The 12,603-nt window shown below is 64.7% G+C and carries 12 protein-coding genes and 2 pseudogenes; 4 read left to right on the top strand and 10 right to left on the bottom strand.

Going from position 1 to position 12,603, the window contains the following annotated elements; genetic code table 11:
* A partial coding sequence (locus tag BM013_RS18755; RefSeq protein WP_143098305.1) for a transposase occupies positions 1-272 on the bottom strand: 272 nt, incomplete at its 3' end.
* Positions 273-366: 94 nt separating this feature from the next.
* On the opposite strand from BM013_RS18755, the gene BM013_RS18760 reads away from it, so the two are divergent.
* The gene (locus BM013_RS18760) at positions 367-972 is read left to right on the top strand and encodes a class I SAM-dependent methyltransferase (protein ID WP_093129163.1); all 606 of its coding nucleotides are present in this window, start codon (positions 367-369) and stop codon (positions 970-972) included.
* 446 nt (positions 973-1,418) lie between these two features.
* Here BM013_RS18760 and BM013_RS18765 read toward each other — a convergent pair whose 3' ends face one another.
* The 4 genes from BM013_RS18765 to BM013_RS18780 are packed head-to-tail and all read right to left on the bottom strand — an operon-like array spanning position 1,419 to position 5,378.
* Positions 1,419-2,405 (bottom strand): tripartite tricarboxylate transporter substrate-binding protein, encoded by a 987-nt coding sequence (locus tag BM013_RS18765; protein WP_093129164.1) that lies wholly within the window; start codon positions 2,403-2,405, stop codon positions 1,419-1,421.
* Positions 2,402-3,076 (bottom strand): 3-isopropylmalate dehydratase small subunit, encoded by a 675-nt coding sequence (gene leuD, locus BM013_RS18770; RefSeq protein WP_093129165.1) that lies wholly within the window; start codon positions 3,074-3,076, stop codon positions 2,402-2,404. Before leuD ends, BM013_RS18765 begins: the two co-directional genes overlap by 4 nt.
* Positions 3,073-4,479, bottom strand: a complete 1,407-nt coding sequence (leuC, locus tag BM013_RS18775; protein ID WP_093129166.1) for a 3-isopropylmalate dehydratase large subunit — start codon at positions 4,477-4,479, stop codon at positions 3,073-3,075. The genes leuD and leuC overlap by 4 nt, the downstream gene beginning before the upstream one ends.
* On the bottom strand, positions 4,476-5,378 hold the full coding sequence (locus BM013_RS18780; RefSeq protein WP_093129167.1) for an alpha/beta fold hydrolase: 903 nt from the start codon (positions 5,376-5,378) through the stop codon (positions 4,476-4,478). The genes leuC and BM013_RS18780 overlap by 4 nt, the downstream gene beginning before the upstream one ends.
* Positions 5,379-5,503: 125 nt before the next feature.
* Between BM013_RS18780 and BM013_RS18785 the strand changes: the two genes are divergently transcribed.
* Positions 5,504-6,427, top strand: a complete 924-nt coding sequence (locus BM013_RS18785; RefSeq protein WP_093129527.1) for a LysR family transcriptional regulator — start codon at positions 5,504-5,506, stop codon at positions 6,425-6,427.
* A gap of 185 nt (positions 6,428-6,612) precedes the next feature.
* Positions 6,613-7,353, top strand: a pseudogene (locus BM013_RS18790) (IS110 family transposase); the annotation flags it as partial.
* An 801-nt stretch (positions 7,354-8,154) separates the two neighbouring features.
* On the opposite strand, the gene BM013_RS18795 reads toward BM013_RS18790, so the two are convergent.
* The 4 genes from BM013_RS18795 to BM013_RS18810 all read right to left on the bottom strand — a co-directional run bounded on the left by BM013_RS18795 (position 8,155) and on the right by BM013_RS18810 (position 11,077).
* A complete protein-coding gene (locus BM013_RS18795) occupies positions 8,155-9,378 on the bottom strand; it encodes a hypothetical protein (RefSeq protein WP_093129528.1) in 1,224 nt (407 codons plus the stop codon).
* A gap of 68 nt (positions 9,379-9,446) precedes the next feature.
* Positions 9,447-10,196, bottom strand: coding sequence for a hypothetical protein (locus BM013_RS18800; RefSeq protein ID WP_093129169.1), 750 nt, complete (start codon positions 10,194-10,196; stop codon positions 9,447-9,449).
* Between the two features lie 29 nt (positions 10,197-10,225).
* On the bottom strand, positions 10,226-10,795 hold the full coding sequence (locus tag BM013_RS18805; protein ID WP_093129170.1) for a hypothetical protein: 570 nt from the start codon (positions 10,793-10,795) through the stop codon (positions 10,226-10,228).
* A 6-nt stretch (positions 10,796-10,801) separates the two neighbouring features.
* Positions 10,802-11,077, bottom strand: coding sequence for a DnaJ domain-containing protein (locus BM013_RS18810; RefSeq protein ID WP_093129171.1), 276 nt, complete (start codon positions 11,075-11,077; stop codon positions 10,802-10,804).
* 143 nt (positions 11,078-11,220) lie between these two features.
* Between BM013_RS18810 and BM013_RS18815 the strand changes: the two are divergent.
* Positions 11,221-11,655: pseudogene (locus BM013_RS18815) on the top strand (helix-turn-helix domain-containing protein); the annotation flags it as partial.
* A 22-nt stretch (positions 11,656-11,677) separates the two neighbouring features.
* Here BM013_RS18815 and BM013_RS18820 read toward each other — a convergent pair.
* Complete coding sequence (locus BM013_RS18820; RefSeq protein WP_256220487.1) at positions 11,678-12,577, bottom strand: IclR family transcriptional regulator; 900 nt, start codon at positions 12,575-12,577, stop codon at positions 11,678-11,680.
* Between the last annotated feature and the right edge of the window lie 26 nt (positions 12,578-12,603).

Consider the following 12,603-nt stretch of genomic DNA (forward strand, 5'->3'; position numbering starts at 1 on the left):
CCCTCTACGCGCACGGCAACGAATGCCGCATCTTGCATTCGCGCGATGTCGCCCGCTGGCGCCTGGGCGCTTCGCCGCTGGTAAGCCGCGATCCACGTCCTCAGCAGGTTCGTGTTGACACCGTGCTCCATCGCCATGCGTGCCACCGACACTCCTTGCTTGAGGCAGGCAACGATCAACTCCCTCTTGGCAGATTCGTCGTAGACGCCGCGACCGTCACTCTTGCGCCCCACAACCAACCGGCCTCTCAACTCTGCGTACTGCTCTGTCATGTCTACGTGTCCATGTTGCTATACATGGGCACGTAGCCTCACAGCTCATCGCTCCCTGAACAAGGGCGTGGTTAATTGACGGCTTACGTTTGAGTTGATCCGGTTCGCACGAGTCGATGCGGGCTCAACCGTTATCGACGTTTATCCAGGCGACGGCGACTGGACCCGTCTCTTCTCCGACGTCGTGGGACCCGGAGGACGGGTCTACAGCTTCGTGCCGGCCGAGGTCGCCCACTTCAACAACGATCCGGTTGGCCGCATGCGGACGCTGGCGAAGGAGCTGGGCCGAGAGAACGTCGAAGTCCTCTCCGCGGACCTCGTGGCGCTGCCGGAGGCCACGCAACCAGTGGATGTCCTGTGGCTGCACCTGTTCTATCACGATCTCCACACCGCGCTGATCCAGGCCAGGGGCGCGACGGCGGGTCAATTCAATCGCGCCGTCTACGAGCGGCTAAGGCCCGGCGGGTTTTACGTCATCGTAGACCACTCCGCCGCCGTCGGGGCGGGCGCAAGCGCCGCCCAGTCGCTGCATCGGATTGAGCCAGCATTCGTGCGCGAGGAGGTGGAGGCGGCCGGCTTCGTACTGGACGCGGAAAGCACCTTGCTCGCGAACAAGGACGATACGCACTCGATCAAGGTGTTCGATCCCTCGATCAAGGGTGAGACGGATCGCTTCGCCTATCGGTTTGTGAAGCCCTGACAGGTCCGGCGCGGACTTCATGTTGGGCTTTCTCCGATTTGCCGGACGGATTGCCTACGCCGTTGAGCGCAGATGCTCGAATTGAACCGGCCTAAGGTAGTTCAGTTTTGAGTCCTGAACGGGTTGTACAACCGTTCGAGGCAATCGAACACATCGGCCCGGCTTCGGCTCTGTTGCGGTAACGCTTGACGACCATGTGACATCAGAATCCGCGGCGCGCGTCAACAGCGTGGTCTGATGCATCGGCTTCTCGCTCGATTTCGATCTGGCGCCTTGTCGATGCCCAGGTATTCGAGCGGTGAGTCACCGTGGAGGAAGGCAACGTGCCCGAAGCCACGGAGCGTTGCTCTCCGGTAGCTTTTACTACAGCGTGAGCGGGCGCCGGTCGGCAAGATTCGGTCTTGCCGCCTCGATCATTGATGTGCTTGTCTGCGCAAGGCGCACGATTACTCTGCGTTCTGCGACACGGCCTTAAGCACCGGAGCCCATCGTTGTATTTCTTTCGCCACGAAGGACTTGTGCGCTTCGCGGCCAGCGCGGTCGTCCGTCACGACCACAGCACCCAGGTCGGCCTCTCGGCGCTGGAAATCTGCGTCTTTCAGGCTGGCCTCCAACGCGGCGTTGAGCTTTTCGAGGACGGCCGCAGGTGTGCCTTTAGGAGCATACAGTCCATGCCACACGGACACGCGAAAGTCCTTCAGACCGCCTTCATCGAAGGTGGGCACCGACGCCAGCTGCGGCGTGCGGATGCGCGCCACTGTTGTCACGCCGAAGACCTTGACCTTGCCGGCTGCGATCTGCGCGCTGGTGTTGGTGGTCTGGTCGCACATCAGGTCGACCTGCCCGCCTAGCAACTCGGACATTGCGGGCGCGGTGCCCTTGTACGGCACTGCGACCATGCTGCCCTTTATTGCCTGCTCATAGAGCAGACCGCACAGGTGCGAAGCCGATCCCACGCCTGCGTTGGCGATGGTCACCTTGCCTGTTTCAGCGAGCACAAGTCGCGTGAGCTCCGCCAAGTTTGAAACAGGCAGATTCGGCCGACCGATGAGCGTCATTGGCACCTCACTGACCATACCCAGATACTCGAAGTCATCAAGAGGCTTGTAGGGGAGCTTGCGGTACAGCGCCGGAGAGGTTGCCATGGCGATGTTGTGAAGAAGCAGCGTGTAGCCGTCGGGTGCGGCGCGTGCCACCTTGGCCGCACCGATGTTGCCGCCCGCGCCCGCGGCGTTGTCGATGATCACAGTCTGGCCGCCCAATGCCTTGCGCAGCGCTTCGGCAAAGTCGCGCGCCACGCGGTCGGTGGGGCCGCCCGCTGTGAATGGCACGACCAATGTGATGGGCTTGTCGGGGTACTGTGCCATCGCAGTTGTCCCGTGCGCAAGGGCGAGAGTTGGCAGGACACACAGTAGCAGGCGTTTTTTCTTCATGGATTTGTCTCCGGTGGTTGTGGTGGAAGATCGAGTCGCGCCTTGGTACGGCGTGCGACGTCGCGCGTCCAGGGCTCTGCGGCCCAGTGACGCTGTGCAAAGGCCTCGATGGCCGACCGGTGCGCGAGCGAGGCCCCGATCAAGTCCAGCCCTTCGAGGAACATGGTGCGATGGCGATCCGACAGCGCGAACGCATGCGTGCCCAGCGGCGAGCGCACCTCGAGGCGCTGCACGTCGATCTCCAGATGCAGCGGCGCCTCCGCCGATGCGGCGGCACCCAGCAGGGCGCCCACATCGGCCTCGGGCAGCATCACCGCGAGTAGCCTGTTGTTCATGGCGTTCGAATAGAAGATCTCGCCGAAGCTAGATGCGATCACCGCCTCGATGCCGTACTGCTGCAGCCCCCACACTGCGTGCTCGCGGCTCGAGCCGCAGCCGAAGTTCGCGTCGGCGATCAGGATGCGTGTGTTCGCATAGGCGGGACGATTGAGCACGAACTCCTCGCGCAGCCTGCCGTCGCCATGAAAACGCAAGTCCCACAGCAGGCCCTGCGACAGCCCTGCCTTGTCGATGCCGCGCAGGAACTGCTTGGGCATGATCTGGTCGGTGTCGAGGTTGGCGATGGCGATCGGCGCGGCAGTGCCCTGGATGCGGTCGTGCGTGGCGCTCATGGCAGGGTCTCCAGTTGGCGAACGTCGGTGATGCGGCCCGTGAGCGCGGCGGCCGCGGCCATGGCCGGGCTCATGAGGTGCGTGATGGCGCCGCGGCCCTGGCGGCCTTCGAAATTGCGGTTGGTGGTCGACGCGCAGCGCTGGCCTGGCGACAGCACGTCGTCGTTCATGGCCAGGCACATGGAGCAGCCGGGCTGGCGCCACTCGAAGCCGGCCTCGATCAGCAGTGCAGCGATGCCCTCGGCCTCGGCTTGCGCCTTCACGGCGCCCGAGCCCGGCACCACCATCGCGCGCAGCCCGGGTGCCACGTGGCGGCCCTTCACCACCTGTGCCACCGCGCGCAGGTCTTCGATGCGTGCGTTGGTGCATGAGCCGATGAACACGTGCTGCACCGCCAGCCCTTCGATCGGCGCGCCCGACGCGAGGCCGGTGTAGCGTGTGGCCTGCTCGATGCTTAGGCGCTGCGTGCCTTCGGCCGCCGGCACGGTGCCGTCGATGGGAATCGCCTGGTCGGGGCTGGTGCCCCAGGTCACATAGGGCGCGACCTCGCCGGCATCGAAGCGGTGTTCCACGTCAAAGACCGCGCCTTCGTCGCTGTGCAGCGTGGCCCAATGCGCCAGCGCACGGTCGCGCAGGCTGGAGTTGATGTCGGGGGCGCGTGCCAGCACGTAGTCGATGGCCGCCTGGTCGGGCGCGATGAGCGCGCCCCGCGCGCCGGCTTCCACCGCCATGTTGCACAGCGTGAAGCGCGCCTCGACCGACAGCGCCTCGATCGCGCTACCGCAGAACTCGACCGCAAAGCCCCGTGCGCCCTGCGCGCCGATGCGGCTGATGATCATCAGGATCAGGTCCTTGGCGGTGGTGCCCAGCGGCAACTGACCGTCGACGCGGATGCGCATGTCCTGAGCCAGGCGATACACCAGCGTCTGCGTTGCCAGCACGTGCTCGACCTCGGACGTGCCGATGCCGAAGCCCAGTGCGCCGAGCGCGCCGTAGGTGGTGGTGTGGCTGTCGCCGCAGATCACCACCATGCCGGGGCGGATCATGCCGTGCTCGGGCGCGATGATGTGCTCGATGCCCTGCAGCGCGTCGTTGGTGTCGAACAGCGGAATGCCGTGGCGTTCGCAGTTGCGCTTGAGGTTGCTGGCCTGCAGCGCTGAAGCCGGGTCTTGGATGATGCGGTTACGCACCGGGTGCGTCGGAATGATGTGGCTCACGGTCGACACGTTCTGTCCTGGCATCGCGACCTCGCGGCCCTGCGCGTGCAGGCCGGCAAAGGCCTGCGGGCTGGTGTATTCGTTCATCAGGTGCAGATCGCAGAACAACAGAACGTTCTGCGCATCGAGCTGCGTAACGGTGTGCGAATCGACCAGCTTGCGATAGAGGGTGGTGAGGGCAGTCATGCGTCGTCTCCTTGCATGAAGAAGGGCAAGACCCTGTCGAGGAGTGCCTGTGGTGCTTCTTCCGCGATGTAGTGGCCGCAGGGCAGCGCCTCGCCGCTGACCTGCTGCGCCACGCGGCGCCACTCCTCCAGCGGGTTGAAGCAGCGATGCACCACGCCTTGCTCGCCCCACAGCGCCAGCAGCGGCGGCTGCAGCATCAGGCCGGCATCGCGGTCGGCCTGGTCGTGCACAAGGTCGATGCCCGCCGACGCGCGGTAGTCCTCGCACAGGCCGTGCGCGGCGCCGGGTAGCGCAAGGCAGCGCTGATACTCGGCCAACGCGCGCACATCGAAAGGAGCGAGGCCCGCGCTGCGCCGGCCCATCACGTCGCGGACGTAGGCGGCGGGGTCGGCTTCGATCAGCCGTTCGGGCAAGGGCGTCGGCTGGATCAGAAAGAACCAGTGCCAGTAGGCGCGCGCGAAGGCGTCGGTGGTCTGCGCATACATCGCCAGCGTCGGCGCGATGTCGAGCAGCACCAGCTTGCGCACGGCCTGTGCGTGGTCCATGGCCAAGCGGCAGGCGACGCGGGCGCCGCGGTCGTGCGCCAGCAGGTCGAAGCGTGCAAAGCCGAAGTGGCGCATCAGCGCGACCTGGTCGGCAGCCAGCGCGCGCTTCGAATAATTGGCATGGTCTGCCGCGCCCTCGGGCTTGGACGAATCGCCATAGCCGCGCAGATCGGCCGCAACCACGGTGAACCGCTCGGCCAGCACGGGCGCCACGCGGTGCCAGATAGCGTGTGTTTGCGGATGGCCGTGCAGCAGCAGCAGCGGCGCGCCACGACCGCCGATCACCGCCGAGATGGCGATGCCATGGCCGACGTCGACGTGGTGATGTTCGAAGCCAGGGAAGAGTTCGTTCATGGGGTGTCTCCTTCGAAAACGCAGCGGTTTTTCCGCTTGCATGGATCGTAGATAGTTCCTTTGGCGCCACAAAGTCGCTCGAGGAAATTGATTCTTTCCTTTGCCGACTTAATATGGTGACCACCATGGACGCACTCTCCGATCTCTCTTTCTTCGCGGTGCTGATGAAACAGGGCAGCCTGAGCGCCGCCGCACAGGAGCTGGGCATCACGCCGCCCTCGGTGAGCAAGCGCCTTGCAGCGCTCGAAGCGCGCCTGGGCGTGCGGCTTCTCAACCGCACTACCCGGCGTATCAGCCTCACGCCTGAGGGCGAGACCTATCTGACTGAAGGCGCGCACGTGCTCGATGCGCTTGATGCCGTGGAGCGAGCGGTGTCGGGCGCCAAGGTCACGCCGCGTGGGCTGCTGAAGGTCAATGCCACGCTGGGCTTTGGGCGGCGCTTCATCGCACCGACGCTGTCGAAGTTCGCACGGGCCTTCCCCGAAGTCGAAGTGCAGCTGCACCTCTCCGACCGACCAGTGAACTTGGTTGAGCAGGGCTTCGACTTGTCGGTACGCATCGGCACGCTGCCGGACGCACGTCTCACAGCGCGCAAACTTGCATCGAATGCTCGTGTGCTGTGCGCGTCACCTCGTTACCTGTCGAAGGCCGGCGAGCCCACTCATCCGCGCGAACTGCCGCAGCACAGTTGCTTGTTTATTCGTGAGGGCGACGAGGCCTTCGGTTCATGGCACCTGCGCTCGGGCGGGCGACAGGAAACGGTGAAGGTGCGCGGAGTGCTGAGCAGCAACGATGGCGAGTGCGCATTGGCTTGGGCATTGGACGGGCATGGCATCTTGTTGCGTTCGCAGTGGGATGCGGCACCGTACCTCCGCTCGGGGCGGCTACGGCAGGTACTGCGAGGTTGGGAGCCTCCACCTGCGGACATTTTTATGGTCTTCCAGACCAAAGCGAACATGTCCGCGAAGACGAGAGCGCTCGTTGATTTTCTTCATGCGGGATTTGAGTCATATCGAAGTGGGAGTACTGAGGACGCGGCAGTTTGGTGATTTGGGTCTAAGAGGGCTCCAGTGCGAACGTCGGAGCCCCATGCACCTTGGCGCTACCCCTCGCACCCGTTGGCGCGAGGAGGGAAGGTTGCTTACTTGACGAGGCCGAACGGGTCTTTCACAGGGCGCTTGGCCGGGTCAGCGTTATTCCAAAACTGCTGCACGATCCAGCCATATTCGGGCAGGCCGTTGATGAACGGGGGGAGCATGTCGTTGCTTTCGTTCCCGTCAAGTCCGAGGCACAGCAGATCGTGCTGTCACTACACCGGCTGCGAGCACAGCTCATGAAGACCCGCATCATGCAAACCAACGAGTTGCGGGGGCTGCTGTATGAATTCGGCATCGTGCTGCCGGAGGGTCATGCCGCGTTGCTCAAGACGTTGCCCGACGCCATGTGCGACGCGAAGACACGGTTGCCAGCGATGCTCATGGAAAGCCTGAACGAGCAACTCAGGCGAGTCCAGCAACTGCAGGCCGACATCGGCCTCATCGAGCGACGGCTCTCTCAGCAGATGCGTGAAATGCCGGCCTGCAAAGCCGTCGCCGAGATCCCCGGCATTTGTCTTCTCACAGCCACGGCCGTCGTCGCCAGCATGGGTACGCCGACAGCGTTCAAAGACGCCCGGGAGTTTGCTGCATGGATCGGATTGGTCCCTCGCCAGACCGCCACCGGTGGACGGATACGGCAGCTCGGCATCAGCAAACGAGGCGATGCTTACCTGCGAACGTTGCTGATGCACGGTGCCCGAGCCGTCGTGATCAGATCCAAGGATGGCCCAACATGGCCATGGCTGACAGCTTTGTTGCAGCGCCGACCTTACAGCGTGGCTGTCGCCGCGGTGGCGAACAAGCTGGCGCGAACGATCTGGGCGGTGCTGGCACCCGGTCAAGCCTGGCGCCCCGAAGCGTGGCAGGCCGCGCACTGACGACGAAGAGAACGATACAACCAGTTTGAAGGAGAGCAAGCGACCACGCGTGTGATGGGCCAGACAGGTCGGACCGGGACGGGGACACTCCGATAGGGAACAAGAGCGCCAAGTTCGTTGACCAGATGGGAGACTCGTCAGCGAAAACCATCAGGGCCAGCAGGCATACCCGCCTGCACAACAGGCTGGATATAAGACTGCAGCCCTGCCTCCTGAATCCTCACACACACGAGTTCTTGCAATCCGGGAGGCGCCCATATAAGACGTTCCCTAACGATGCTGGGCGTAGAAACAATCTAGAGATGTCGCGAGCTGAGACGTGCAGGAAGCGCTTCTCGTCGAGAAATCGCGGAGATTAGTCCTACGAACTTTGCGGGAGCAGCTGCGTCCTACAGAAAATCCTTTTTTTAGATCAAGGGGTTGGGTAGTTTTAGCCGTCGACGCACTTTTTTGAGCATTAGCAGCGGGGAAGGAGTGTTGTGCCGGAATAAGGTGCGTCGAGGAAACGGCATCGGCGCACACCGGCTGCGAGGCCGAACACGCCCAGACGCCAGTTTGTCGTCGAGGGGAAACCCATGGTGACCAGCAACGGCCAGGACTGCTCGCTGACATGGCAGAGCGATCGGTATGCCTAGGCAGCGATCGGCTCACCGTCCGCTGCCGGCGCAAGCCTGGTAGCAGATGAAGTGCTGGGAATGCTGTGACTTGCGGCTCTAGGCCCTGCGCACACTTCTCGTGCTCGGCACGTGCCGCGGCTCGGCGCCACGCCGGGTGCCGTCCACCGGCGCCTTCGCTTTTGGCCTACCCGACGATATTGCACTCTCGGTGCAGCAGCGCCAGCGCATCCTCGGTGGCTTGCACCCGGTCGCTGCGCAGAAGGGGCTCGGCCTCTTCGACGAAGGCGTTCCACAGGTGCAGGTAGTCGCCCTGCAGCTGAACGGGGGCGTGCTGCAGCACGAACTGCCGGGGCAGATCGGTATCGAGGCCCGATGTCCGGATCTTCTTGAGCAGGCTGGCTGCGGTCTTCCTGGTGAGTAGCGTGGTGTGTTTGCCGTGCGTGGCGATGCGCAGGAACAGTGTCAACAGCGAACTGTCGTCGGTGTGGCCCTCGGTGGCCTTCTCCCACAAGACGCTGTTGCTGCGCTCGAGATGGTCCAGGTCGGCCATGGTGTCTTCTAACCAGAAATAGCGGCCCAGGAAGGCCGGCGTCTGGTCGAAGAGTTTGTACACGTGGAGCGTGGCATCCAGGATCCTTGGCATGTCCTGCATGACAGAGGCCTGCACCGACTGCACCACCTCTCGGTAGGATGCCGGCAGATCCTTGGGCAAGCTCATGGGGACCGGCGTCGCCCGGTCATCGGCTCGTGGCGCATATTTCTTGCGCAGACCCACCACCATCTTCTCGAATGTGGCCCAGTCCGGCATGGTGCTGCGTCGGCATGCGCGCACCAGCAGCGCCGTGCGGATCACCGCTTCTGCATCTCTGCCGGCATCCTCCAGGTCATCGGCATCCAGACCCAGCTGGGCTGCCATCCAGACGGCAGCTTCCACCAGGGTGGTCGCGTGGCTGCGGGCGGTACGCTCGGCGTGGTATTCGTGCAGGCTGCGCAGCGACCACTTGGCGAGCAACGGGATATGCTTGTTCTCGAAGACTCCATGCGCCTGCATGCCGAAATGGCTGCTCTGGGGCATGGCGATCAGCGCCTTGAGCATGTCGGAACCGCCCTTTGAGCGCGAAAGCAAACTGTGGTCCCGCAGGGACTGGGCGGCCTGGTCCAGGTCGCCGCCAGTCGAATGCTCCAGGTACAGGCTCACCAGGTTGATCAGCCTGTCCCTGGCGCGCTCCAGGTCGGGACGCAGGTACTCGGTGCCGAAGTAACGCGCGATCTGCACCATGCCCTTGGGCGCTTCCTGGCACATGGCGGCCAGCTTCTCGGGCCCGATGATGCCGTGGCGCACGCCATGCTGCAGGGCCTTCTCAAAAAAGGGCCGCCCATCGAACAGCGCGACGGCCTGGGGGGGCATGTCTGGGGTGGTGTGGTGGGGGGTGGGCATCGAAAGCATCGTTCATTCAGGCGCTGTGGCTGGCGCCGTCAGATCGCCGACTCTTCCTCGTCGTCGCGTGCCGCCGGTGTGCTGCGGCCCCGATCGGTGTCGCTGGTCTCCACGCGCGTGTCTTCTTCTTCAACGGTCTCTTCGTCGTCCCCCACGCCGAGGTCATGGGCGCGTGCCTGGGCACGCAAGACCAGCAAGGTCTCGGTGAAGAGGTCGGGGCACTCGTGGCGCATGCGCCAGGCCAGCTCCATCCAGTCCTGGTCGGCCACCTCGTCCAGCGGGACCTGGGGGGTGGCATAAGCTGACGCCAGCAGCTCGGTCTCGGAGAGCATCTCGCCGTCTTCCTCCGCGGTGTCGAAGGTCCCGGTGCGGGCGAAGGATTCGATGCGCGCCCATTTCTCGGCGAAGTAGTTGGCCATGGCTTCGCTGCCGCCCTCCAGATCGCCCACAGCGGTCAGGAACGCCACCGGGTCCGCGTCCTCCCGGAAGACGATGGCGTTCACCATGCCGCGCAGGTGCGTGTGGGTGAGGTCCTTGTAGCGCTTCTCGATCACGATGGCGTGCGCGAACTGTGCCGGGGTGACCAACAGGCTCACCACCGACTCCCGGGACGGGTCGTACTCGCGCATCACCGCGAGGATGTCCTTCGGCTCCAGCTGGTCGAGTACCACCATCAGCGCGCTGTCGCCCTCGGTGTCCGCCAGTTCGGTGAGCGCGGACTCGGCGCCGGAAATGTCGCCCGCGGCAATCAGGCTGCGGGTCTTCGTGATCAGGGCGAGGTGGTTCATTGCGGTGGGTGTCTTGCGTGCCTGTCTGCTCAGTCTTTGCGGTCGAAGCCATGTTCGGCCATCCAGTCGGCGCGAGCGTCCTCGCGGGTCTGGCCATCGGCGTCGTCCAGGTCGTCGGCCGACAGGGGCTGGCGGTCGTCCGTGTCGTCGTCGGCGTTGGTCGCGTCTTTTTCGCTGTCGTCTTCGTCACCTGCATGGGCGGGCGCGTGCCGGGGGCTCCCCGCCATGTACTCCAGCGCGGCAGCCACGCTCAGGAAGCGGTCGCCGGCGGCCTGCTTGCGCAGCAGCTGCACGGTCGGCCTGGCCCATGGGGCGATGTCGATGGTCTTGCGCAGGCTCTCCCACGCCGCCAGGTCCTCGGGCTCGCAAGCGAGCAACTGGTCCATGGCCGGGGTGGACGTGAAGTGGAAAGCCTTGTGCAGCACGACTGCCACCATCTCGGGCGCGACCTCCAGCATGTGAACCAGGAACGCGATCTCGCTGCGCCGCTCGGCCAGCCGCCGCTCCAGCACGAAATGCCCCTCGGAGTCGTGGCGCATGTCGTCGAGTTCAGCCAGGTACGCGGAGTTCAGGTTGTGGAAGAAGGGGGATACGTGCATCGAGACCTAGATGAGCCGTTGGAAATAGTCTGCCCAGATGCCGCGCGCGGTTTGCAGTGGATCGTCCAGCAGGTTGCGCTTGCGGTTGTCGTCATAAGTCTCCCGCTTGGCCCTGTCGCCGAGGATGTCGTAGGCCTCCTGAACAGCACGGAAACGTGTGGCAGCGTCCGGCGCGGGGTTGCGGTCCGGGTGGTGCCGGGCGGCTTGCTGGCGGTAGGCCTTCTTGATGTCCGCCGGACTCGCGCTGCTGCTGACGCCCAAGGCGAGATAGTGGTCTTGCACGCGGTGCCTTTGTGAGTTGCGGGTGTCACGGCGAGCCGCAGAAGGCGTTGATTGTAGGCAGGACGTGTGAGCTCGTGCCTCGCGAGGCCTTGATCTGAGGTTGATCGAACCTGCGGCGACCGCACAGCGTTGTCGCGCGCGGTACTGCGCCAACGGCCCGCAAGTGGCTCGGTCGCTATCTGGCAGTCGGAGAAGCTGGCTTGGCTGATGCCTCTTCCAGGCCCATACGCTCGCCCAGAACCATCGACTCAGGCAAGGCGTTGCTCATCGTCGAGCTGCGTAAACGTCGAGTGCTGCAGGCTCGCATCGCACGCAGCGTGGGGGTCTCGGAGTCCACGGTCAGCCGCGTTCTGGCGCGAGCGGGCATGTCCAAGTCGAGCGACCTGGGTCCTGTCGAGGCTGTCGTGCGCTACGAGCACGAGGCGCCCGGCGATCTGCTGCACATCGACACCAGGAAGCTCGGGCGGATCGTGCGGCCCAGCCACCGCGTCGCAGGCAACCGACGTGACTCCGTCGATGGTGCAGGGTGGGAGACGCTGTTCGTCGACTGCCACTCAGCTCAGGGCGGCCTGCATCCCGCTGCGGGGATGAACAGCCCGCTCACCTGCGCGATGGAAGCAGCGCCGACAACGCGTCGGCCTCCTTCTTCATCGCCGATGCCAACTCGGTGCCGGCCGCGCCGGCCAGCTTGTCGGACAGGCCCGTGGCCACCAGCGTGTGCGCGATGCGCCCGGAGGCATCGAGCAGCGGCACGGCTACCACGGTGACGCCGCTCATGTAGTAGCCGCGGTCGATGCTGAAACCCCGCTTGCGGACCTGCTCGACCTCGCGCTTCCAGGTCGCGAACTCGAGCGGCTTGTCCCAGCGCAGGGTCTTGAAACGCTTTTCGATCTGGGGCCAGGTCTCGCTGCTGAACGCAGCCACGAGGCGGCCCGTGGCGCTCACCAGCGCAGGGAAACGGCTGCCGACGTCCACGTGCAGGCGAAAAGGCGCGTTGGAGCGCGACAAGGCCAGCACGACCATCGACTCCATGTCGCGGGTCTCGACGCCGATCATCGTCACGTTCCAGTCTCTGGCCAGGGCGTCCAGCACCGGCTGCGCGAGGCTGGCGAAACTGCTGCTCTCGATCGCGCTGCGGGCCAGGCTCAACATGCCGGTGCCCAGCGAATAGCGCTTGGTGTCGCTGTCGATCTTGACGAGGTCTTCGGCGATCAGCGCGCGAAGAATGTGCAGGCAGGTGCTGGGGACAAGCTGGAGCTCGTCGGCAATGGCCTTGACACCCATCGCGTTCGCGGAGCGCCCGAGAAGCCGCAGGATCGCCACGGCCCGGGTGACCCCGGGCACCGGCCTGATGCGCACCGCCTTGGCGGGCTTGGCAACCGTTTTTGCTGGCTTCGAGGCGGAAGAGGGGCTGGACTTCATAGGGCTTGCGATCGGCGGGCGCAAGCTTATCTCAGAAGGTGTCCGGCGACCCAGGCCGGCCCAGGTGTTGCCGATCATGGCGAGAGGGGCGGTCAGCGAAGTCA

This window comes from Variovorax sp. OK605, assembly GCF_900115445.1.
Classification (GTDB): domain Bacteria; phylum Pseudomonadota; class Gammaproteobacteria; order Burkholderiales; family Burkholderiaceae_C; genus Variovorax.

Excerpts from the sequence above, each read along its gene's own strand:
- BM013_RS18765 (WP_093129164.1), bottom strand. The coding sequence starts at position 2,405 with ATGAAGAAAAAACGCCTGCTACTGTGTGTCCTGCCAACTCTCGCCCTT.
- leuD (WP_093129165.1), bottom strand. The coding sequence starts at position 3,076 with ATGAGCGCCACGCACGACCGCATCCAGGGCACTGCCGCGCCGATCGCC.
- leuC (WP_093129166.1), bottom strand. The coding sequence starts at position 4,479 with ATGACTGCCCTCACCACCCTCTATCGCAAGCTGGTCGATTCGCACACC.
- BM013_RS18780 (WP_093129167.1), bottom strand. The coding sequence starts at position 5,378 with ATGAACGAACTCTTCCCTGGCTTCGAACATCACCACGTCGACGTCGGC.
- BM013_RS18785 (WP_093129527.1), top strand. The coding sequence starts at position 5,504 with ATGGACGCACTCTCCGATCTCTCTTTCTTCGCGGTGCTGATGAAACAG.
- BM013_RS18795 (WP_093129528.1), bottom strand. The coding sequence starts at position 9,378 with ATGCCCCCCCAGGCCGTCGCGCTGTTCGATGGGCGGCCCTTTTTTGAG.
- BM013_RS18800 (WP_093129169.1), bottom strand. The coding sequence starts at position 10,196 with ATGAACCACCTCGCCCTGATCACGAAGACCCGCAGCCTGATTGCCGCG.
- BM013_RS18805 (WP_093129170.1), bottom strand. The coding sequence starts at position 10,795 with ATGCACGTATCCCCCTTCTTCCACAACCTGAACTCCGCGTACCTGGCT.
- BM013_RS18820 (WP_256220487.1), bottom strand. The coding sequence starts at position 12,577 with ATGATCGGCAACACCTGGGCCGGCCTGGGTCGCCGGACACCTTCTGAG.